The sequence below is a fragment of the Fictibacillus sp. 5RED26 genome (assembly GCF_015903895.1).
Classification (GTDB): Bacteria; Bacillota; Bacilli; order Bacillales; family Fictibacillaceae; genus Fictibacillus; species Fictibacillus phosphorivorans.
The window spans coordinates 1,379,815-1,400,934 of record NZ_JACZDU010000001.1; the positions used below are offsets into that span (position 1 = coordinate 1,379,815).

At 34.3% G+C, this 21,120-nt stretch carries 24 protein-coding genes and 1 pseudogene; 21 read left to right on the forward strand and 4 right to left on the reverse strand.

All coding sequences use genetic code 11. The annotated features are described in order from the left end of the window. Positions 1 to 24: 24 nt before the first annotated feature. Together IHV10_RS07190 and IHV10_RS07195 are read right to left on the reverse strand one after the other, a co-directional pair. Complete coding sequence (locus IHV10_RS07190) at positions 25 to 324, reverse strand: hypothetical protein (protein ID WP_197127931.1); 300 nt, start codon at positions 322 to 324, stop codon at positions 25 to 27. A 90-nt stretch (positions 325 to 414) separates the two neighbouring features. Beyond that, complete coding sequence (locus IHV10_RS07195) at positions 415 to 1,023, reverse strand: DUF2238 domain-containing protein (RefSeq protein WP_197127932.1); 609 nt, start codon at positions 1,021 to 1,023, stop codon at positions 415 to 417. 97 nt (positions 1,024 to 1,120) lie between these two features. On the opposite strand from IHV10_RS07195, the gene IHV10_RS07200 reads away from it, so the two are divergent. From IHV10_RS07200 to IHV10_RS07210, 3 genes are read left to right on the forward strand one after another with little or no spacing between them, the layout of a single operon-like run. After that, the gene (locus tag IHV10_RS07200) at positions 1,121 to 1,996 is read left to right on the forward strand and encodes a chemotaxis protein (RefSeq protein WP_197127933.1); all 876 of its coding nucleotides are present in this window, start codon (positions 1,121 to 1,123) and stop codon (positions 1,994 to 1,996) included. Positions 1,997 to 2,037: 41 nt separating this feature from the next. Then, positions 2,038 to 2,604 (forward strand): DUF6944 family repetitive protein, encoded by a 567-nt coding sequence (locus IHV10_RS07205; protein WP_197127934.1) that lies wholly within the window; start codon positions 2,038 to 2,040, stop codon positions 2,602 to 2,604. A gap of 14 nt (positions 2,605 to 2,618) precedes the next feature. Next, positions 2,619 to 3,083 (forward strand): aminoacyl-tRNA deacylase, encoded by a 465-nt coding sequence (locus IHV10_RS07210; protein ID WP_370568805.1) that lies wholly within the window; start codon positions 2,619 to 2,621, stop codon positions 3,081 to 3,083. 83 nt (positions 3,084 to 3,166) lie between these two features. Here the strand turns inward: IHV10_RS07210 and IHV10_RS07215 are convergent, their stop codons facing one another. Continuing rightward, the gene (locus tag IHV10_RS07215; RefSeq protein WP_197127935.1) at positions 3,167 to 4,267 is read right to left on the reverse strand and encodes an AbrB family transcriptional regulator; all 1,101 of its coding nucleotides are present in this window, start codon (positions 4,265 to 4,267) and stop codon (positions 3,167 to 3,169) included. A 482-nt stretch (positions 4,268 to 4,749) separates the two neighbouring features. Between IHV10_RS07215 and aac(6') the strand changes: the two genes are divergently transcribed. From aac(6') to IHV10_RS07245, 6 genes are all read left to right on the forward strand, one after another. After that, a complete protein-coding gene (gene aac(6'), locus IHV10_RS07220; RefSeq protein WP_197127936.1) occupies positions 4,750 to 5,193 on the forward strand; it encodes an aminoglycoside 6'-N-acetyltransferase in 444 nt (147 codons plus the stop codon). Positions 5,194 to 5,384: 191 nt separating this feature from the next. Next, on the forward strand, positions 5,385 to 5,960 hold the full coding sequence (locus IHV10_RS07225; protein ID WP_197127937.1) for a hypothetical protein: 576 nt from the start codon (positions 5,385 to 5,387) through the stop codon (positions 5,958 to 5,960). 431 nt (positions 5,961 to 6,391) lie between these two features. Further along, positions 6,392 to 7,153 (forward strand): MerR family transcriptional regulator, encoded by a 762-nt coding sequence (locus tag IHV10_RS07230; RefSeq protein WP_197127938.1) that lies wholly within the window; start codon positions 6,392 to 6,394, stop codon positions 7,151 to 7,153. 118 nt (positions 7,154 to 7,271) lie between these two features. Then, positions 7,272 to 8,447, forward strand: coding sequence for an alanyl-tRNA editing protein (locus tag IHV10_RS07235; protein ID WP_197127939.1), 1,176 nt, complete (start codon positions 7,272 to 7,274; stop codon positions 8,445 to 8,447). A 758-nt stretch (positions 8,448 to 9,205) separates the two neighbouring features. Next, positions 9,206 to 9,880 carry a hypothetical protein gene (locus IHV10_RS07240; RefSeq protein WP_197127940.1) on the forward strand — a complete coding sequence of 225 codons (675 nt, stop codon included), beginning with the start codon at positions 9,206 to 9,208 and terminating at the stop codon, positions 9,878 to 9,880. A 644-nt stretch (positions 9,881 to 10,524) separates the two neighbouring features. After that, complete coding sequence (locus tag IHV10_RS07245) at positions 10,525 to 11,064, forward strand: AAA family ATPase (protein ID WP_197127941.1); 540 nt, start codon at positions 10,525 to 10,527, stop codon at positions 11,062 to 11,064. Between the two features lie 272 nt (positions 11,065 to 11,336). On the opposite strand, the pseudogene IHV10_RS07250 reads toward IHV10_RS07245, so the two are convergent. Further along, positions 11,337 to 12,389, reverse strand: a pseudogene (locus tag IHV10_RS07250) (hypothetical protein); the annotation flags it as partial. Positions 12,390 to 12,457: 68 nt separating this feature from the next. Here IHV10_RS07250 and IHV10_RS07255 point away from each other — a divergent pair. From IHV10_RS07255 to IHV10_RS07310, 12 genes are all read left to right on the forward strand, one after another. Continuing rightward, positions 12,458 to 12,622, forward strand: coding sequence for a hypothetical protein (locus IHV10_RS07255; RefSeq protein ID WP_197127942.1), 165 nt, complete (start codon positions 12,458 to 12,460; stop codon positions 12,620 to 12,622). Beyond that, positions 12,612 to 14,027, forward strand: coding sequence for a recombinase family protein (locus IHV10_RS07260; protein WP_197127943.1), 1,416 nt, complete (start codon positions 12,612 to 12,614; stop codon positions 14,025 to 14,027). Before IHV10_RS07255 ends, IHV10_RS07260 begins: the two co-directional genes overlap by 11 nt. Positions 14,028 to 14,751: 724 nt before the next feature. Then, positions 14,752 to 15,657 carry a hypothetical protein gene (locus IHV10_RS07265; protein WP_197127944.1) on the forward strand — a complete coding sequence of 302 codons (906 nt, stop codon included), beginning with the start codon at positions 14,752 to 14,754 and terminating at the stop codon, positions 15,655 to 15,657. Positions 15,658 to 15,685: 28 nt separating this feature from the next. Continuing rightward, positions 15,686 to 17,413 carry a P-loop NTPase fold protein gene (locus tag IHV10_RS07270; protein WP_197127945.1) on the forward strand — a complete coding sequence of 576 codons (1,728 nt, stop codon included), beginning with the start codon at positions 15,686 to 15,688 and terminating at the stop codon, positions 17,411 to 17,413. Positions 17,414 to 17,453: 40 nt separating this feature from the next. Then, positions 17,454 to 17,720 (forward strand): hypothetical protein, encoded by a 267-nt coding sequence (locus IHV10_RS07275; RefSeq protein ID WP_197127946.1) that lies wholly within the window; start codon positions 17,454 to 17,456, stop codon positions 17,718 to 17,720. A gap of 553 nt (positions 17,721 to 18,273) precedes the next feature. After that, positions 18,274 to 18,624 carry an HTH domain-containing protein gene (locus tag IHV10_RS07280; RefSeq protein ID WP_197127947.1) on the forward strand — a complete coding sequence of 117 codons (351 nt, stop codon included), beginning with the start codon at positions 18,274 to 18,276 and terminating at the stop codon, positions 18,622 to 18,624. A gap of 13 nt (positions 18,625 to 18,637) precedes the next feature. Next, positions 18,638 to 18,898 (forward strand): hypothetical protein, encoded by a 261-nt coding sequence (locus IHV10_RS07285; protein ID WP_197127948.1) that lies wholly within the window; start codon positions 18,638 to 18,640, stop codon positions 18,896 to 18,898. Between the two features lie 170 nt (positions 18,899 to 19,068). Continuing rightward, positions 19,069 to 19,701 carry a hypothetical protein gene (locus tag IHV10_RS07290; protein ID WP_197127949.1) on the forward strand — a complete coding sequence of 211 codons (633 nt, stop codon included), beginning with the start codon at positions 19,069 to 19,071 and terminating at the stop codon, positions 19,699 to 19,701. 63 nt (positions 19,702 to 19,764) lie between these two features. Then, positions 19,765 to 20,061, forward strand: a complete 297-nt coding sequence (locus IHV10_RS07295; protein ID WP_197127950.1) for a hypothetical protein — start codon at positions 19,765 to 19,767, stop codon at positions 20,059 to 20,061. After that, entirely contained in the window at positions 20,061 to 20,279 is a 219-nt protein-coding gene (locus IHV10_RS07300) for a hypothetical protein (RefSeq protein ID WP_197127951.1), read from the forward strand. Before IHV10_RS07295 ends, IHV10_RS07300 begins: the two co-directional genes overlap by 1 nt. 15 nt (positions 20,280 to 20,294) lie before the next feature. Beyond that, on the forward strand, positions 20,295 to 20,483 hold the full coding sequence (locus IHV10_RS07305) for a hypothetical protein (protein WP_197127952.1): 189 nt from the start codon (positions 20,295 to 20,297) through the stop codon (positions 20,481 to 20,483). A gap of 168 nt (positions 20,484 to 20,651) precedes the next feature. Then, complete coding sequence (locus IHV10_RS07310; RefSeq protein WP_197127953.1) at positions 20,652 to 21,110, forward strand: terminase small subunit; 459 nt, start codon at positions 20,652 to 20,654, stop codon at positions 21,108 to 21,110. Positions 21,111 to 21,120: the final 10 nt, after the last annotated feature.

Sequence of the window (21,120 nt, forward strand, 5' to 3'; positions counted from 1 at the left end):
TGAAACTATATTCCTTCAGTCTCTTTATTTCATTAAGGTGATGTTATCATTTTGTTTCATCAGCACGGTATGTCTGCCTTCTTTAATCTTCAAATATATAGCGTTAGATACACGAAGTTTCTTACCATTCTCAAAAAAAACCATGTAATGTGGTTCTGTTACGAATGAATCTCCGATGCTAATTACTTTATCCGTTCTTTCCTTTTTAACGATGAAACCTCGATACTCACTTATATTAAATTCATCCTTTAAATAACCAGACCATGCAAAGAACAACAGAAATCCCGCAATAAATGTACAAACGGTCGAGCTTACTTTTTGCATTTTCTCACCTCAGTTTTGTTTATGACGAAAGAAGGAAAAATAATAGAAGGGTTTGCATCAAATTGATCTAATACTAATGAAACAATAAAATTACCTTTTTTCTTTTTTAATCAACTTGTTATGCCATGAAGTGAGCAATAGCAATGCGAGGAATGAACCGAGTAGCGTAAGTGTCATGTCCCATTGAGCATCCCAAATATCTCCTTGAGCACCAACAAAGTCTTTTGTTTCACGTTTTGCTATCTTGCCAGCGAGCCATTCAGCAATTTCATAGAGTGCTGCTATTGCCAACGTAATACTTATTGCAATAAATTGGACCCATTTTCCTAAACGCAAAGGTGTATTTAAAAGCAGAATATCGCGTATAACAATCGCCAACAAACCTTTCATAAAGTGGCCAAAGCGATCATAGTGATTGCGGTTCAAATCATAGTGCTGCTGCAGCCAATCGAAAAAGGGAACGTCATCATAGGTATAATGTCCACCTATGAATGTCAAAATCGATAATAAAGCAATGATGCAATATGTAAGAGAAGTGAACCTTAGCTTTTTATAAAGGAAGAAAACGAAGATTATACCTATAACAGTTGGAGCAACTTCTAGTATCCATATTGGATAATGTGCAGGTTTAATAAGTGACCACAGGAAAAAGAAGAAAACGATGATTAATAGAACCACATGGATTTTGTTAACTTTCATGATCTATCCCTCACAATCTAACATTAGTATTGATATGAAGTTAGAAACGTATTCTTTTGTTGCGTAAAAACAATTTTAAATAAGGATGTGATACATCATGACTAAAAAAATCGCAGTGGCTATTCTTCATGGAATCGGTAATCAAAACGAGGATTTTTCGGATTTATTTATTGAAGTGCTTTCCAAAAGATTCTCTCAACAGATTAAACCTTTTTATGCGACTCCTGAAAAAGAACTGATCATCCAACCTATATACTGGGGAAGTGTCTTTAACGAAAGGGAATCACACTTGTGGCAAAGACTTAATAAAGAAGACAATTTAGATTTTAAGCAGTTAAGACAGTTTGTCATCCACTTTTTTGGTGATGCCATTGCCTACCAGCCTGTAGCCGATCACAATCCGAACTATATTAAAGTACATGAGGTATATGCTAGGGGACTTCGAAAATTAAGTGAAGTGGCTGGTGAAGATGCACCACTCTTTGTCATTGCACATAGTTTAGGTACCGTGATTTCGAGTAATTATTTTTATGATCTACAATTCATTTCTGAAGAAATAGCTGAAGATGTCTTGCGAAACATGAAAAAGACTCCTTTAGAAAAAGGTGAGACTCTAACCAGCTTTTATACATTAGGAAGTCCATTGGCGTTATGGGGTCTCAGGTATGCAGATTTCGATAAGCCCATACAAGTTCCATCGCCACATTTAAAGGATCATTACCCTGAGATTCAAGGAAAATGGGTAAATATGTACGATAAAGATGACGTGTTCGGTTATCCTCTGAAAACGATCAATGACTCTTATGATCGAGCAATTGCTGTTGAGAAAGAAATAAATAGCGGCGGCATTATAAGCAGTTCTACACCACTCTCTCACAATAATTACTTTAAAACGAATGAAGTCATCAATGACATTGGTGATGATTTAGCTGAAATATGGAAGCAGTTAAATTTAGCACCTCAGCGAAAATAACGTTTCTTCTCGTCCACGAATACATTAAAACATCTTATTAAATGGACTGTTGCCGAATGGATAATCAGCAAAAACAACAAATTGGCGGTGTTATACAGGCAATTGGAACAGTCATTTCGGCGATTGCCAACACGCCGATTTCGGTCTTTAGTGATCAGTTTCAGGAAGATCTTGATTTAATAGGAAATGTTCTGCAAGCTACTGGAAATGGTTTAATTGCTGATGGACAAATCCCGTTTACCCTCAAGAGAATCGGAAATGAAGTCCAAGCCATTGGAAATACGACGGTAATCGCAGGTATGGTCTTACCATTAGAAGATGATACTTCTCAAGTCTTGAATATTAAAGGGAACTTACTTCAAGCATTTGGGGCAGGGATTGTTCTAGGTGTTGAATTCGACAACGAACTAGGCGATTCACCCTCGAATCAGGGGATAACCATTATTTCAAATTTACTTCAAGTTGCTGGAAACTCATTACAGGCATTAGGTGGGAAATTTGAACTTGACCATCCGAATGAAGATAAAAGCTATAGTGAATCCTTAATATTTGCAGGAAGTTGGATCCAGGCTGCCGGTGCCGTGATTTCAGCGTTACCACGTCAGTAAAAGGGGAGATACAAGTGGAGGAATTTCATAGCACTATTAATCGTTTTATAACCGAGAATAATATAGATGGCATTCATATGGTTTTAAGGGAATCATGTCATTCTGTACAGGATGCTTCTAGAGCACTAAATGTATCCCAACATGATTTCGTAAAAAACATTTGTCTTTTAGATAATAAAGAACAGCTCATCTTAGCCATTGTGAAAGGTGAAGACCGGGTGAGCACCACACGTGTTGGAAAGGCTCTGAATATTGAACGCCCTCGTCTCGCAACAGAGGATGAAATATTAGCTCATACTGGCTTTCCTGCAGGAGGAGTTCCGTCATTTGGATTTAAAGCCATTTTTTTAGTTGATCCAAAAGTAACAGAGCTTTCATACATATACACGGGAGGCGGCTCTCAGTTGTCATTGATAAAAGTAGAAACAAATAGTATGTTACAAGCAAACAAAGGACAAGTCATTCGAATTAGAAAATAAAAAATCTTAATAATCCCCGAAAAAAAAAACAAACATCCCATCATTCATCTATGGGATGTTTAAGTCTTTAATAAAGTGAAATATTAATCATTTTTTGAGATCATATGATGCATGTGAGCGCGCAATACCCATTTTAAGAGAGGAGGTACTGCAAAAAAGATAAAAAGAATTCGGAAAAGTTGATAACCTGTAATCATCGTAACATCCGCTTTCAGCTCATGTCCGATAATCCCCATCTGATCAGCTCCACCAGGTGCCATACTCAGGAAACTAGTAATGAAAGAAAAGTTAAATTGATACATCAGCAAAGAACTTAGAAGAAGTGCGAAACTTACCAACATGATTCCGCTGATCAAGGCTATTGGAATCATACTAGCTTTTTTTCTAAGCTTTTCAGGCTTCAATAATAATCCAATATAGCCCCCGATTAAAAATTGAGAAACATCGAGTATTGAAGCGGGAAGAGGAGGTCCTTTGAAACCAACTATATTTAAAGCAGCAATTCCTAGAATTGGACCAAGCAGAAAAGCTGTAGGTAGTTTTATTTTTTTTCCTAACAGTGCCATTCCAACTGAAAATAGTCCAAATAGAATAATCTGTGGAAAAAAGGCAGAAGAGGTTCCTTCCGAGATCACATCAGGAATAGTAGCAGAACTTCCTGAGGAAAAAATGGGACTGAAAATCAGAAAGGGAACAGCGAATATGATAACGATGAGACGTGTCACTTGAAAAAACGTAACGGTTGTAATATCAATTCCCTTAGTCTCTTCTGCAAAAGTAATAATTTGTGAAAGACCACCAGGAATTGAACTGGTAAGTGCAGTCGGGAAATTGATCGAGGTAGTACGAGATATTATAAAAGCCATCCCTGAACAGATTAATAATAATAAGATCGTCATGAATGCCATGGATGGTAAGTGAGTAATCATAAGTTTTAACGTATCTTTTGTAAACGTTAAACCGATTGAATAACCTACGATGATCAAACCCGTATTTCTTATAAAAACTGGCCAGTATAACTGGGTCCAACTTAGTTGGTTCACAATTAATACGGCAGTCATAGTTCCTAAAAGCCAAGGGATCGGCCAATTGAGTACATTGAATATGAAGCCCCCAATAAAGGCAATTGTCAATGTTACTAAGAGTTGATAGCTTTTTTGTTGATATAAACGTTTATATTTCATTGCAAAACCTTCTTCTTATGTTTGCTTGTGTAAACTAACAAACTTCTTTTTTTCTTCAAATCTATGCATATACTTTGCGATCCACTTCTTACAAACCAAATAGGATCTTTGGTAGATGGGTCTTTGAATGAAAGTATAAAAAAATGTGAAAATAAAAACTGGCCAACCCATCATGAGACCAATCCATAATACAAGGCACTCCATGGATATCCTTACTCTACTTATTGAAAATCCAGCACTTGAACCAGGATGGCGAAGATTAATTATTCTATAAAAAAAAGAATAGATTAATAGCATACTTCACCATAAACTCCTCTTTTCCAAAATAACCCTATAATTATCTTTGACTATAATGCAATATGAGAAAAAAAGAAAAGAAGTTGCTTACTATTCTTATAGGGCTTTATAAAAAATGAAGGATTTCACATGTGCATTTGTCGAAATAAGAAGAATGTCTAACAAATATAACAGGAGTGTTGAATATGGAATACATTAAAGAAGCAAAGGAACACGATCTTGATTCATTGACTGAATTGGCTTTAGCATTATGGCCAGATAATGAATTCATTGATCTGAGAAAAGAATTCAAACAACTTCTAAATTCTGATAAGGATAAAGTGATTGTATATCTAATGCATGCTCAACTCATTGCATTTATTCATATTTCCGTTAGAAGTGATTATGTCGAAGGATCTAAAGACAGTCCAACAGGGTTTATTGAAGGCATTTATGTAAAACCAGAGTATAGAAAGAAGGGCATATCAAAAAAATTAATAGAAAAAGGAGAAAGCTGGTTAAAGACAAAAGGTTGCAGTCAGATAGGTTCTGATATTGAACAGTCCAATGACACGAGTTATCACTTTCATAAAAGTGTAGGTTTTAAAGAAGTGAATCGTTTAATTGCTTTCATTAAAGAGATAGAGTGAGTGTAACAGGCATAAGTATGAATAAAGGGTTTCTTAAGGCACATTTCTGTGTCTTTTTTATTTGGATAGAAACGAAAGTATATATCGCATTAAAAAGGTTAAACCTGTTAATCAATGATATTTTAAGAAAAGTTGTAGGTTGTTTTAGTCAATTACTGTTTGAGAGATTGATTTCGTGAGGTGACAATAGTTTGAAACGAAAAATTCTACTTATTATAAGTACTGCCTATGCCATATTTATGGCTTACCTATGTTTTTATTATTTTTCAAAAGGTGAGACACACAGTTATCAGGTGGCATTCGGTGGTATATTCTGCGGGCTAATTCCATTATGTTTAATTCTATTCACTAAGATTAAATTCAATATGCCTATTATGATATCATACTTTGCTTTTTTATTTGCATCGCAGTATTTAGGATCTATCTTAGATTTCTATCGGTTAGGGTGGTGGGATACCTTCTTACACCTTTTAAGTGGAGCATTATTGGCTTTTGTAGCCATTGCCCTTTATGAGAGGATGACGCACCAAGAAGCTAGGAAAGAAATTTCTTATTGGCTTGTGTTTTTATTTGTTCTGTCTTTTTCTGTATTTGGTGGGGTGGTTTGGGAGATCTATGAATTCAGTATGGATCAATTCTTTGGAATGACCTTACAAGGCGGAGGGAATTTTGACACGATGGTGGATTTACTTGCAGATACGGCTGGAGCAATCGTAATTGCAACAATTGCTGCTTTTAGGACGAAAAAAAGGTTTAACATGTCATAAAAAGTATTACGCATATTAATTAGATAATATGCGTTTTTCACTATTATATAAACGGTTTGTAAATTAAGAGATGTTTTTCAGCCAACTAATTAATCTTATAATCTCAAAAGGTCTATGCCAAGTGATGATAAATATCAAATGCTGTAAAACATAGCATAGCCCCAAGCAGGATAATGAGAAATCCCCCTAGAACCTTCCATTCAGAATAACCTATTAAATCTCCATTAAATATAATTAAAAGTCCTAACATTAGAAAGACCAGTGACCACGTACTACTTTTTTTCATGGCATTTACCTCCAATCTCATTTTACATTTTACCATTTTTTAGGTAATGGTGATATTCTTATTAAAATAAAAAAATAAATGAAAAGCCCATTGACCTTCACGTGGCGTAAAGGTGTAGAGTTAAATGTGTCAGGAGGTGATCACATTGGAATACACCATACAAAAGCTTGGCCAACTAGCAGGAGTAAGCACCAGAACATTAAGATATTATGATGAGATAGATATTCTTAAGCCGGCAAGAATAAACTCGTCAGGATATCGAATATATGGTAAAGCAGAGGTGGATCGATTACAGCAGATTTTGTTTTACAAAGAGCTCGACCTCCCGCTTCATCAAATTAAAGAAATCATCACATCGCAAAGCTTCTCACCAGCCGAAGCACTACGTGAACACCGTGAAAAACTCCTGAACAAACGAGAACAGTTAGACCGTCTCATTTTGAATGTAGAGCAGACGATCGCTGCGAACGAAGGGAGAATAACAATGAAAGATAAAGAGAAATTTGAAGGATTTAAAAAACAGATGGTTGAAGAAAACGAACAAAAATTCGGTAAAGAAATCCGTGATAAATATGGAGATCAAGTTGTTGATCAATCAAATAAAAAAGTATTGAATATGACTCAAAGTGAGCATGACAAAGCTACACAACTTGCAGAGAAAATTCACACGGTACTTGCGGAAGCATTTAAAACAGGAGACCCTGCTGGTGATTCAGCGCAAGAAGCAGCTGAGCTTCATAAGGAGTGGTTGATGTTGTACTGGCACGAATATAGCAAAGAAGCACATGCGAATCTTGCGCAGATGTATGTGGACGACGAACGTTTCACTGCCTATTATGATAAAGAACAGCCAGGAACCGCTGCATTTTTACGAGATGCTATCCACATTTATACAGATTACAAATAAATATTAAAATGTTTCACCATCTCTAAGGGAGGAAACCATCTTGGTTTTCTTCTTTTTGTTTTATTCATCTCTTCAATTCGTTAAACTATGAATAATGAGTAAGAAGGGATGAACAGTTATGACTAAAAAATTATATTATTCTTCGCCATATAAAACAAATTGGGAAACAACTGTAAAAACTACTTTTGAGAAAAACGGAGAATTTTTTGTGACCTTAGAAAGTACCGCTTTTTATCCAACCGGTGGTGGTCAGCCATTTGATACAGGTACGATTGGCGGAAATGATGTACTCGATGTTTTTCTCGAAAATGAAGAAGTGATACATAAGGTGAGGAGTCTGCCTGAAACTTCCTCAGTAACCTGTGAGTTAGACTGGGATAGAAGATTAGATCATATGCAGCATCATACCGGACAACATCTATTATCTGCTGTTTGTTACTCTTTATATCAAGCACGTACCATTAGTTTTCATTTAGGTTCTGAAATCGCAACGATTGATATTGAAACAGACACACTGAGTCAACATCAAATGGATTTCATTGAAAAAGCCGTTAATCAGGAGATTTATAAAAACAGAACAGTACATACATACTTTGTTTCTGATAAAGAGCTTCAACATTTGCTGCTATTAAAAATGCCGAAAGTGAAAGAGAACATTCGAATTGTTCAAATTGAAGGTATTGAGCATAATGCATGTGGCGGTACTCATGTTCGTTCAACCGCTGAGATTGGAATCATCAAACTTTTGAAAGCCGAAAAACAAAAAGGTGCCACACGATTGTATTTTAAATGTGGTCAGCGTGCTTTAGTAGACTACAATGAAGCGTTAAAACTGCTTACGATGATCTCAGGCAAGTTTAATACGGGTCGAGATGAAGTGATGAACCGTCTTGAAAAATGGGAGAACAATCAAAAGGAATTAGAATTGGAGAACAGACGACTAAAAGAGGAGAACAATCATTTTCTAAGTAAAGAACTTATCTCAAAAGCAAAAGCAGGACTACTTATGCATGTTTTTGAAGAAAAAAGCTTTAATGATACAAAAGAACTTGCTATAAAAATTGCGAGTGAGGAACCATTATTGATCTTACTTGCTTCCACATTAGAAAATCGTATCATCTTCATGCATGACGGTTCGTCTCATGTTTCATGCGGAACATTTTTTAAAGAAAACCTTAGCTCTTTTAAAGGTAAGGGCGGCGGAAATGATAAATCTGCTCAAGCTGGATTTGCTTCAAAAGAGGATATGATTCGATTTATGGACTTTGTTCAGGAGACATTTAAAAATAATTAAGTATTCATTGATACTCTTTAAAAGTAGTTGATTTTTCGCTTCTGGTAGCTCGCTTTCCATGGGGCGCACGGTGAGCCTCCTGCCGCTCTGCGCCATTAGGTGTCACCACCTGACAGCTCGTCCCATAGGAGTCTCGCCACGTTTCACTTAAATGAACTTGCATAAGAAGAAAAAAACATTCAAAAGCAAAATCGTTTAGAAAGATTGTTTTCGTAAACTTTGTTGCTTTTGGAAGGTTGATTTCCGTTCCAGGCTGCTCGCTTTCCACGGGGCAGGCGGTGAGCCACATTCGTACGTTTCACTTTTAAGTGTCTCACCTGCCCGCCTGTCCCGTAGGAGTCTCGCACCTTCCACTCCAATCAACATTCAATGAAGTTAATTAAAGAATTTAAAAGCAACAATATAGCCTTAGAAGCATTAAAAATCGCAACGAAATTCGTTGCGGTTTTTTCTATGATATTTAAGGGTTTTGGTAAATTTACACCACTTTAATAACAAAACATTAGTACCCTAATTCACACGTATTAGCAAGATGACAATAGCTATTGTCACGCTGCGTTTTGATAAACTAAATTACTTGTTAAATGACTTGCCTATTGCGGTGAAAGGATTAGACGACTGCTAAATCGAATAAATAATAAGATTAATAGTTTGCAGTCCTTATTCAATAAACGTAGCAGGATTGTTGAGGAAGGAACCCATGTATAAAATGAAGAATTTAATACATTTGAAGTTAACTTTAATAAGTGAGGATGTATATGAAACAGAAACCTTTTGGAGAACACTGGAGAGACATAAAAGGATATAGAGTAATGGAAGGAATAGATAGGTATAAACATAATTTTGGTGGTCAAGATTACGAAGTACCTGTTTGTAAACTGTGCGAAAAGAAAATGCACCAAATATTTTGTTTTGATTTGAAAGATCCAAAGCTTTCAGTATTAAAAGTGGATGGAATTAGTATGTTACCACTAGTTTCTTGCCTAAACTGTGCGATGGTGTGGGAGCCTCAATATTTTCAATTAAGTAATGAGGGGAGAACTACACAAGTATTGAGTCAAGAGAATACTGAAGATTGGGCTCAAGATGAGGAAGATCAACTACCTGTACCACTTCCAGAAACCAATGTGAAATTAATTGAAATGAAAGATGAAGATGTTCCAATAAATGAAGACAATTATGATGCTGCATTTGCTTTATTTGGTTCTCAATATGTATGTAGATTGTTAGGTGCACCCTTGTATGAGGAAGTTCCTAATGATTTAGAGTGTCCGAGATGCAAATGTGAAATGATGTACATTGCTTCAATAACACAAGATATTGGTGATCCGGAACTTATTTCAGTTGTCGATTTTCAAATCGGTGAGATGAACATTTACTATTATTTATGTAAAAAATGTCTAGTTATAAAAACTGAAATACAAAGCACATAACATCAACAATCGGGTGCATTTCTTCAACAAGGAAATCTGCACTTTTTTATTGAGTTAACAAACGTAGAAGGAAACCAATAAGGATATATATAAGACTTAAATATGTTTGAGGTGATTTTTTGAAAAAAATTGGATACGGTCTAGTGGTAATGATTCTTGGATTTGTTATTATAATGTTCTCCGCATCAATTTATGATAATGGTTCGGAAGGTCCAATTACTGCTGGTACTTTTTACAATGGCTTAATGATGTTAATAGCCGCCATTTTGTTCTTCTGTGGAACAATCACCGTGTGTACACTTTTAATATTGGATGCATTAAAGAAGAAGTGAAAATTACTTCTATTTCGACCTGGGTGCATTTTTAAATACATAATGATAGCCTGAAATAATTGGGCGATTTATGTATGGTGAAGGAAAAATTCAACCATCAAGCTAAAGATTTTATTTATAATTAAACATCTGATTAACCTTTTTCTTCAACAATCGGGTGCGTTAATCCAAGAAGGATTAACGCACTTTTTAATGAATTTATTAAACAAATGAGCAGGAGTGTTGAAAAAGCTGTTAATAAAGCCTAAGGAGAATTACTGATCAATTGATACAGAGAGATAAATATAACTACCTGTATGAGAGGGGATATTTATGAAAGTCCAAATTATTGGTGGATCAGGAACTGGCAAAAGCACTTTAGCAAAATATATCAGTGAAAAGGAAGATATCAAGTGGATAGATACCGATAATTATCTTTGGAAAGATGATTCTTTTTTAGAAAATAATCCTATTGAGAAACGGGTTGAGATGTACCAAAGAGATATGTTTTCTAACGATAGTTATATAGCATCGGGTTCCGTTTTTATGTGGTGTCCAGAAGGCTTTAATAACCGTCACCTTTTAGTTTTTCTTTCACTTGATGAAGAAGTCCGTATGCAACGATTAAGGAACAGAGAAATCGAACGAAATAGTCAAATCTGGCTAGATGAAAATGGTGAGTATACAAATGATTTTCTAGAATGGTGCAAAACTTATTGGTCAGAAGAAGATAAGAAGATGGCAGGTACATATGGAGAACAATCCTATCAAATGACAATATCAAAGAGTCCTGTATTAAAGCTCAACGGCTCGCAACCTCTTGATGAACTCTATGCTGAAATAAGAAGAACTGTGAGTAAAGAAAATTGCTAGTTGCCTAATTAAGCGAGGTTATATCTTCAGCAATCAGGTGCTTTAATTGAATAAGGGTTTAAGAAAACGACCAGACAAAAATGAACTGCACCCCAATTGTTAGTGGTGTCTAACAATTGGGGTGCAGTTCAAAATCTGGTTGTTTTTAATCATTTACATATCCAATTATAGTGCTATTTCACCTGCTAATTGGCTTGCGAATTGCGAAATACGATTTTCTCCTACAAAAGAGAACCTGCTAGGCAACCAGCCCACTCCTCTTTTTCTACGTATCAAATCAAAAAGATTGCCACGATGGTAGTTACAACTAATCCGATAAAAACAGGTTTGATGTTTCTTCTAGCAAGTTCAAATGGATCAACTCCGCAGATTGCAGCAGCTGGAATTAACGCCCAAGGGACGAGTGTACCTCCGCCGACCCAGATTGCCGAGATCTGACCAAGTGCTGTTAATGTGGCTGCTCCGGCTCCTATTGCGGTTCCAAATATGTTTGCGACAGATCCTGCCAGTGAAATTCCTGAAAATCCTGAGCCATCGAGGCCGGTAATAGCCCCCACAGTAGTTAGTGTTATTGCCCCTACCTCTTTACTTAAAGGGACCACTGACGCAAGTGCTACACCTAAATCGTTAACGATTCCGTGAGATGTCTTTGGAAGGAAATCACCGATAATCTTAGCAAACCCTGAATCACCTAGATAAAAAAAGGCAGCGATCGGAATGACTGGACCAAACACTTTAAATCCAAACTGGAAACCATCAATCATATAAGAAGTTGTTTTCTCTAATCCTTTGTTCTTATGGCTGACCATCGTAATTAAAAGCAGAATTAATACAGAGGTTCCGCCAATAAGTGCAGTTGCATCTCCACCTTGAAGATTAAAAATGGACATCGCGGCTACATCCAGTGCAAACATGACAGGGATAAAGAGAGCAAAGAATTGTTTTTGCTTATTCGATAGCAAATTTAATTCCTGCTCATTTGAATTTTTTATTGGGTTAGCAGTAAGCCCTGTATTTGCGTTCAACTTTCCAGACTTCAAGTCCCGCTTTAAAAAGTAGAAAGCCGCTACTGTCGTTACAAGACCCATAACAAACACGAGTGGGAAGCTCGCATAAATAACTTCACTTACTGGCAAACCTGCGGCATCAGCGGTTAGTTTGGGTGCTGCCTGGATGATGAAATCTCCGGATAGAGCTATACCATGGCCAAACAGGTTCATAGCCATGGCTACGCCAAGTGCAGGAAGACCAACTCGAATGGCAACGGGAAGAAGCACAGCACCCATGAGCGCCACTGCAGGTGATGGCCAGAAAAACCATTTAATGCCCTTATAGACACCATTAAAAAACCTTGCTACAATAGGGTTTAGACAGACATAGGGGGTTATACCACATGACAATTGAGGAAATTAAAGTGCGAATCAAAGAACTAGAATTAAAACGAACAGAATTACTGAATAAGCGTGATGAAATTGATTTAGATTTAGAAGAAGTTAGGTTAGAAAAGCGTGATTTACTTCAAGCTTACCGTGAATTTGGTGGTTTTGATGGAAATTAAAAATGTAGCAATGTATTTAAGAATCAGTCGTGATAAAGGTGAGAATATAGATACCCTTCAGAATCACAGGGAACGTCTAATTAGAGTATGTGAAGAAAAGGGATATAAGTATACTATTTATGAAGAAATTGTATCAGGACAAGCAGAGTTAAGCGACAGGGAAGCATTGCTAAAACTGTTAGATGAACTATCTTTGTATGATGCAGTTCTTGTGACTGGATTGGATAGGTTAAGTCGTGACTTAGAAACAGCCATGCACTTATGGAAGAGGTTCAACAAAGCAGGTATTCCAGTTATTACACCTGACAGAACATATACGGATAGTGACTTTATGATATATGCAATGGAAGGCTTAGTTGCACATGAGGAATACTCAAGAATCACTAAAAAGATGAGAGATAATAAAAGGGATGTTGCTTTACAAGGTAACTATGTAGGAAGCAGACATCCGTTAGGATTCGATAAAGTAAAAGCAAATAACGGAAGGTATACTCTAAAGCCTAATCAAGATGCTGAGAAGGTAAGGAAGATATTTGACTTGGCTATTAACGGTTATGGTGCAAAGCGTATTTCTGAAGTTGTAGGGATTCCTCAAAGGTCTGTAAAGCATATGATTTTAAATAAGGCTTATATAGGCACTTCTATATTTAAAGATGTTGAAGTTCCAGACGCTTTTCCTGCTATTGTTGATAAAGATACTTTCTATAAAGCTAATGAAGCTATGAAGAGTAGATTTGCAGGAAGCAGAGAACAGAGAACAAGAACTAAAGGAACGGTAAGAACCATTCTTAAAGATTTAGTCTATTGTGGGGAATGTGGTCGGAAGACTTTATTCCAACTTAAAGCTAGAATGTACAATGACAAAATGGTCGTTAAGAAATGTGAATGTGGTATGCGTGGTGCTAAAGAAGAGATTATTTTGGAAGAGTTTAACCGTCTTATGGAGGACTATACAGAAGAGTTATTTTACAAAATTCAAAGTAATACAAAACCCAAGATAAATCAAAATGATTTAATTAAAGAAGAGATACAAAAGATTGAAAATGAGATAGCGGTTCTGAATAAAAAATTCCAAAAGATTAAGGAAGCTTATACCGAAGAAGTCTTTACATTATTTGAATTCAAGGAAGAGAAATTAAAGCATGAGGAAAAGGTAAAGTTTCTCACAGCTTCACAAAGGCAGTTAGAAGAAAAGTTAGATATACCGACTTTCTCAGACACCAAAGAAGGAATCCAAGAAAGAATAAGCAATCTTAGGAAGCTAAATTTTGATAATAAAGAAGACACAAACCGTATTCTTAAAACCTTAATTGAAAAGATATACTATAAGAGAGTTACGGAAGGTTTTGATGAAGACGGATATTTTGAAACAGATGAAATTGAATTAATTATAGAATGGAAATAAGGTTATCCAAACGGGTAGCCTTTTTCTTTTGTATAGGTAAAAAAAGTGAAGTGAATTACCCGTAACATTATTATAAGGAAATCCACTAAACCTATGCTACATAAGGGATTAAGAGTAATTGAATGCGGTGAAATATTTAAAATAAAGGTGTCATTCTACCCACTAAAAACAAATTACATATACAAGGATTAAAGTTACAAATAACCTCTTGACACAAACCTTTCCAAGAATACTTACGGGCATTTAATGAAGCTTCTGCCAAAATAAGTTTTTGTATAAGATTGTATGAAAATAAGTTGTCTGAAAGCTTTATATAACCCTCTAATATATCCCCGTTCCTGAAACCTTTCCAGTAGTATTCTAACGGTATATATAAGCTTATCCTTACATAACAAACACATATCATAAAGCCATTGGATAACGGTTATCATCAACTATTATATTAACTCTTAACATACCGCTTACAACACTCTTATTACAAATCACTTTTATTATGAATTATCCTAATAACGGTTAATGAAAGGAAGATTATGAAAAGGGTAGGGGTAGGATTAATTGGAAGCGGTTAGGTGGATGGGGTATTGATACATACAATATTCTCACATTTAAAACTGCAACTTGTAAAATACAATCTTTCTAATAGCTATATACAAACCAAATTTTAGTAAGTAAAATATTGGTAAAGTAATTTAAAGGGGGTATTTTTATATTTATTTTAGATAAATTGGAAGACCATTGTGATATTCATAAATGGGCAGAATATAGACCGTTTGAACAACATTATGAAACTTTTGAACCTCATGTTGTTTATACTGCAAATAAAATTATTGATGTTTACTACACTTTTGCTAGTGCACGTTCATACTTATCAGATTATGAATGTGAAGAGTTTGGTCAAATAATTACTGAACATGATGAAATTCATATTAACTTCTTAAGGTCTAAATACCTTCAAGCAGCCCTAGCCCATTATAATTATGCAATAGATTTGTCTTGGCAAGTTTTATGGTTTTATACGGGGGATAATTCTTATTTATTCATGGAAAAACCAAAGCTGTTTGAAAAATACTCAACTTTATGTACCGAAAAAAGGCTATATTTTAAGTTAAGGATAAATAAGATGGATGATATTAAGGAACACATCAGCGAATTCTTTAATTCTGATTTAACACAAGAAGTAAGAGAAACATATAACTATGTAAAACATAGAGGCAGTTTGCATACGGATGAAATTAGTAGAGAACACGAATATTACATGATGTCTTATACAGAAAATGAAAATTACTTCCTGCCAAGGATGTTAACAAGAAGAAAATTCAACCTAGAGGAATTCAAGGACATATTAATTGATTTTGATATTAGTTTTAGTGACTATTTCCAACAAATCATCAAATGGACGATGCCTTATAATTATATTGAAACTAAATTCAACATGTTTAACTGTATTCCTAGAGAAAGAATGAAATTTCACTTTTATGAGATGGAGAACTATGAAAAGTTATTTAATGAACATATTAAGCTTTTTTACTCTAATGATATAGATTCAATTAATCAGAATCCTAATAAATATATAAAAGACACGAATTTAGTAGGGGCTTACTATAATCCTCGAAAATTTAAAAATATCTGAAAAATTTAGTTGGTTTTGGAGGTTTATTATGAAAGCTAATGAAATTATAAAGGTACTTAATCAATTTAAAGATTATAGTTATCAACGGATTCTAATAAACGGTACTTGGGGGATAGGTAAGACAAAATATGTTTTAGATTTTAAAGAAGGACATTCCGAAGCATGTTATGTATCTTTATTTGGAAAAAAAGATATCGATAGTATTATTCAAGAAATATATTTTCAGATTTTAGAAAATGTGCCTAATAGTGGAATGAAAAAAGTTTCAACGGAATTAAGAGAAAAGCTTAAGAATGTTAACTTTCGCCTTCCAGGAGTTTCAATTTCAGTTCCACTTATAGGGAATCTGCATAAAACTTTATATAAAGAGTTAGACAAGAAAGACACATTTATTATTATCTTTGATGATTTAGAAAGAAAGCATGATGACCTTAATATTAAGGAAATATTAGGTTTAATTGATAGTTTTGCTAAAGTAGAAAATATAAAAACCGTACTCCTTGCAGATACTGACCAACTTGAAGATAAGGATAAAGATATTTTTAAAAATTATAAAGAAAAAACTATTGATAAGACATATACAATAGATGAATATGCAGGTGAAGCACCTATAGAAATAATGGGTGAACAAATTTGGAATGTAATTGAAAAGTATACAAAAGAATTCAAGTTCAAAAATTTGAGGACATTTGAAAAGACGAAGCTATTTATAAATGAAGTAGTTCGTGTTATCGGAGAAGATAATTTTACAGACAAATTTACAAAAGACGATATTTATAGAATGTGTTTGGCAACTATAATTTTTAGAATTGAACATAAAAGTGAATTGGTATTAGTAGATGATGATGGTAGTGAAAAAAGTAAATTCAACAAAGCTTATTACAAAGAAACTCCATCAGGTCATATCGAGTATGCACTTAATTATATTCTGAAAAATTCTCTTGATAATAGTAGAAATAAAGAAATTTTTTATTATATTTTCAAATGGTATGACTCAGGTTCTTATCCTAATGAAAATTTACTCAATCTAATTGCATCAATAAATAATTATGAAGATTCTACAAGAAATTTCTATTCTTCCCAAGAGGAGATAATTTTAGTTATAGAAAATTGTAGAAAGTATCTAAATAATTTAAATGGAAATGAATCATTGCAAGAAATAATTTCAAAAATTTCAACTGCGTTTTCATGGTGTGAAGTTTTATCTATAAATTTTGGATTTAGTGAAGATGAAATTCTATCAAAGATTGAGAAAAACATTTCAAGTAGTATTGACTTTAAAAAAGGATATAACGGTAATGATTTTCCATCGGGTCATGTTGATAGTGGTAAAGTAAGAAATATTATTATTTCAATAAATCAAGCTTTAAGAGTCGAATATTACAAACAGTTGATTATGCGAATTAAAGAAAGTTACGAGACACGTACTTTCAATGAAATTTATTTAGATGAACTTTCTTTCTTAATAAATCATATTGACCAAGAGGCGTTTAAAGATACCCTTTTAAATGCTTTTAATGAAAACCAATACTTTTTTCCAATTCCTTTTGGGAGGATTACTGAAGAACAATGGAGATGGTGTTACCACATTGAAGGAAATATAAGAAAATTTGATATCCGCTGGGGTTTGAATAATTTTCATGAAGGTTTTAAAAACTATCTATATTATCAAGAGATAATCAAAGAAGATAAAATGCTTCAGCATAGACTTGAAAAACTTTTTGGGAAAGGAATTAGCCATCCTTCACTTCCATAATAATGATATAATTGAAATATCTTACAGGAGGTGTTTTAGTTTGTATAAATTACAGTTTATCAATACCTACTCACAGGAAGTGTTAAGAGAAACTACATATGCTTCAAACGTTGAAATAAATCATATGCTTATGGGTTTTGAAAAAGCTAGTGAAATTGATGAACCTACATTGATATTTTGTAATAACCGAAAAACTTGGAAAGCAGAGTATCTGTTTCACAAGGTGATAACCGAAGGTAATGGAACTACATATAAAGTGTTTTTCATTGTTAGTTTATCGGAAGTACAAGCTAAAATACGTGATTAATTAGAAGAGAAGGTTGCCCAGTTCCTTGGGTAATCTTCTTTTTTATTTGCAAACTTTTTGACACTCTGTAATTCCTTAAAACTCCCAAAACCCTTATGTACCAAGAGGTTAAGGGGGTAAAGAGTTAATTTAAACTTTACTAAAACTCTTAACTATTAACATTAATTAAAAAGATAAAGAGATTATCTTCGTTACTTCGTAACTTCAGATTATTAATATCTATAGACGGTAGTTCTTATTTAAGAAAGATATACCGTTAGGTAATTAATAATTCGACTGAAAGGAGAATAATTCTTTTTATCTTTTTATATAAAACTTTATTAAATAAAACTTCTCTTATCCCCCTAAATCCTTACTCTCCCAAGGATTCTAAGCATTTCCATTGAGTACAGAGTGTCAAAAACTTTATTAAAAAACTTTCCCGATTCGTTGTGCAAAGCTGATGTTCTCACTTTATTAATAAGTATAAGGATTATTTCTTAATACCATTGTGCATTTGTAACACAATCACTTTATTAATAAGTATAGGGATTACACCATAGGAGAGAACATCATGGAAGCCTTACAATTAACAGTTAAATCAAAAGTCTTAAAGACATTATATAAAACCCAAAGCTTAATCGGAATGAATCACCTTAACTCAGTTTCACTAACATTTGAAGAGTTAGCTTTAGAAACAGGGGTTAGCTTAAGAACCGTTAAACGTCACGTTGAGGAACTTCAAGCAAATGAACTTCTTTTCATTAAAAAAGAACATTGTCCGTTTACTGGGAAGCAATCAGCTAACACTTACTACTTATACGACTATGAAGCAGCGATGCGTCTTAAAGAAGGAATGAAGAGAGTATCAATCACTATGGCTGACATTGCTAAAGCCGATGCAGACTACTGGGAACAATTCTAAGGAGAGTAATAATATGAAACTAACAGTACTATCTAAAAGCGAAGTAATGATTATAACAACAATTATGGCACTACAAAAACAAGGTATTAACAACCCGTCAAGAAAGGACATTTCACTTCTTTCAGGGGTTAACTTCCATACGGTTAAACAGTTACTACCAAAACTTGAAGAAAAAGAGTTCTTCACCATTGAACGTTCTAAGGATGAATACGGTAGACCTGATAAGAATGTCTATAAGCTTCCTGAAGAACTTAAAAGGAGATTAGTGAATTAGAATTTTTTCAGCAGGTTTGTAGAACGGGAACTAAGATTACAAATGTTAATGGAACACATTGAAACAATTAACTTCATCTTAGCGGAACAGTCCGCACTAATTAAAGAACAGCGTTACTTAATAGATATTCTTAACGAACAACTTACACAATTAAAGGAGACTAACTAAACATGGAACAACAATACAAGATGATGATGAACTCACCAGTATTTAAAAAGGCAATGCGTGATGCAGAACTTTACTTTGAAGGAAAGAAACAGGAATTAGAACAGCTTAAGGGACAAAAAGAAATGATTCAATCAGAGATTTCCCGTATCATGACTGGAAAACCTGAACATAGAAGCAAAACTATACTTAAGAATGTAAACGGTACGTTACTCCTTGTAAGTACAACAGACTTTGGTGACATTAAAAACGTTGACCCAGTTAAAGAGTTTGGACAGCTTTCAAACAATGAACGTACTCAACTATTTGAAACAGATAAGAAAATGTACAAACTACTCGAACATGGTTTATATCATCCTAAAATGACAGAACATACAATTGATTTAATGGTTGCTGAAAACATGAAATATGAAGAGTTCGCTTTACTAGCTGATACTCCACAAAAACCTGACTTATCGGGATTAACACGGGAAGAAGCTTCAGATGCAGTAAGAAAGTATACTACAGCTTTGGAAGACAATAAAGCAAGACTTAACGCTTTCCGTTCGGACATGGAAGCATACCAAAAAGGAAAGATTCAGGAAGACTTACGAAACGTTGAAGAGAAGATTGAAGCAGTAAAAAAAGAATTAGAATAAACCATTAACAAAAAGGTGTTTCCTTAACGGGAAATGCCTTTTATACATTTAGGGGGAAGAATTATGAAAGCTAAAGCAATGAACGGATACTGGATAAAAGGAAAATGGTCACTTACAGAGAGTGGGAAGAATGTTAAGCCTAATCATCATAATTCAGGAAGCATAGTTCTTCCAAACGGTAACAGTCGTAAATGTTTCTATATAGATGGTGAAGTCTTTGTAAAAGTGCGACACAAGAACATGCCTAAAGCTTCACAAGTATTTAACGGAACTAACTTAGAAGATGTATTTCACAAAGCCGTATTACTTGAGGATAGTTGGTATTACATTAACGCTAATCTATTGGAGGTAACTGAGTAATGGCATATTACAGCATTGAAGAACAAGAAACAGTTATTCGCTATGATTCAATTACTAAGCAATGGGACATCTATACAACAATTCCAAAGCACATTAAAAGGTTAAAAAACGAAGCTATAGCTACACTTTTACAGGAAGAAAAAGATTCCGATGGGTTAACTATTGCTTACCGAATTACTATAGAAAATTTGCCTAATAGCTACACTTTTAATCGGTAATAGGAGGTCTTCAAAATGATAACTAATAACGTTTATAACAAAGAAAATATATTTCTAAAAGTTAAGGACAAAGAATCATTAATTGAAAAGCAGCGAAGACTTTCAGGAAACCTTAGAACTGGAAAACTGTTAGAGAATACAATCATTTGGGAAGACGGTGAAGAAGAAACTTATGTATATTATAGAGTTCCGAAAAAATACTGATTACATTATCCATTACCAGTTTGAATTAGAAGTTACCCTTCAGGACATTATCACAAATGCTACAAGACGTTTTAGACAGTCTTATATAGTCGATAAAGAGTGTGCTTCAGGCTACATTTATAAGTTTGAGGAAAACGGTAATAGAAAATACTTGGGGAGATTTTAGATATGGCTAGGAAGAAATCATTAACGGATAAAATGAAGTCCTTTGCCGTTACTTATATTGCCAATAAGGGTAACATACAAGCTACAGCAGAACAAATTGGAGTATCAAACAAGACAGCTTACGGATATATGAAAAATGAACTTGTAATAGGGGAGATAGAAAGCTTAATGAAGGTTGTTGCAGTTGATACGGTTAGGAGTGCAGTTCAACTTCAGAAAGAACTTAATAACATGCTTTCGGATGAATACAAAGAAGAAGTTTATGATTTTAAGTCTGGTAAAATAGTTCATGTTAAACCACGTTTAGCGGACAAGGTTAAAGCCATTGAGTTGCTTGGGAAGTTCGGAGGACACTTTGTAAATAAACATGAAATTAATGCACCAACACTTATAACGATTGATATAGTTGACGATGAAGAAGATGTTATAACGTTTATTGAAGCAGATTACGTTGAAGTATAAACAGGAGATT

Bases quoted from the DNA above. Each gene is read 5' to 3' on its own strand.
- IHV10_RS07190 (WP_197127931.1), bottom strand. From the start codon at position 324: ATGCAAAAAGTAAGCTCGACCGTTTGTACATTTATTGCGGGATTTCTG.
- IHV10_RS07195 (WP_197127932.1), bottom strand. From the start codon at position 1,023: ATGAAAGTTAACAAAATCCATGTGGTTCTATTAATCATCGTTTTCTTC.
- IHV10_RS07200 (WP_197127933.1), top strand. From the start codon at position 1,121: ATGACTAAAAAAATCGCAGTGGCTATTCTTCATGGAATCGGTAATCAA.
- IHV10_RS07205 (WP_197127934.1), top strand. From the start codon at position 2,038: ATGGACTGTTGCCGAATGGATAATCAGCAAAAACAACAAATTGGCGGT.
- IHV10_RS07215 (WP_197127935.1), bottom strand. From the start codon at position 4,267: ATGAAATATAAACGTTTATATCAACAAAAAAGCTATCAACTCTTAGTA.
- IHV10_RS07235 (WP_197127939.1), top strand. From the start codon at position 7,272: ATGACTAAAAAATTATATTATTCTTCGCCATATAAAACAAATTGGGAA.
- IHV10_RS07240 (WP_197127940.1), top strand. From the start codon at position 9,206: ATGAAACAGAAACCTTTTGGAGAACACTGGAGAGACATAAAAGGATAT.
- IHV10_RS07245 (WP_197127941.1), top strand. From the start codon at position 10,525: ATGAAAGTCCAAATTATTGGTGGATCAGGAACTGGCAAAAGCACTTTA.
- IHV10_RS07255 (WP_197127942.1), top strand. From the start codon at position 12,458: ATGACAATTGAGGAAATTAAAGTGCGAATCAAAGAACTAGAATTAAAA.
- IHV10_RS07260 (WP_197127943.1), top strand. From the start codon at position 12,612: ATGGAAATTAAAAATGTAGCAATGTATTTAAGAATCAGTCGTGATAAA.
- IHV10_RS07270 (WP_197127945.1), top strand. From the start codon at position 15,686: ATGAAAGCTAATGAAATTATAAAGGTACTTAATCAATTTAAAGATTAT.
- IHV10_RS07280 (WP_197127947.1), top strand. From the start codon at position 18,274: ATGGAAGCCTTACAATTAACAGTTAAATCAAAAGTCTTAAAGACATTA.
- IHV10_RS07285 (WP_197127948.1), top strand. From the start codon at position 18,638: ATGAAACTAACAGTACTATCTAAAAGCGAAGTAATGATTATAACAACA.
- IHV10_RS07290 (WP_197127949.1), top strand. From the start codon at position 19,069: ATGGAACAACAATACAAGATGATGATGAACTCACCAGTATTTAAAAAG.
- IHV10_RS07295 (WP_197127950.1), top strand. From the start codon at position 19,765: ATGAAAGCTAAAGCAATGAACGGATACTGGATAAAAGGAAAATGGTCA.
- IHV10_RS07300 (WP_197127951.1), top strand. From the start codon at position 20,061: ATGGCATATTACAGCATTGAAGAACAAGAAACAGTTATTCGCTATGAT.
- IHV10_RS07305 (WP_197127952.1), top strand. From the start codon at position 20,295: ATGATAACTAATAACGTTTATAACAAAGAAAATATATTTCTAAAAGTT.
- IHV10_RS07310 (WP_197127953.1), top strand. From the start codon at position 20,652: ATGGCTAGGAAGAAATCATTAACGGATAAAATGAAGTCCTTTGCCGTT.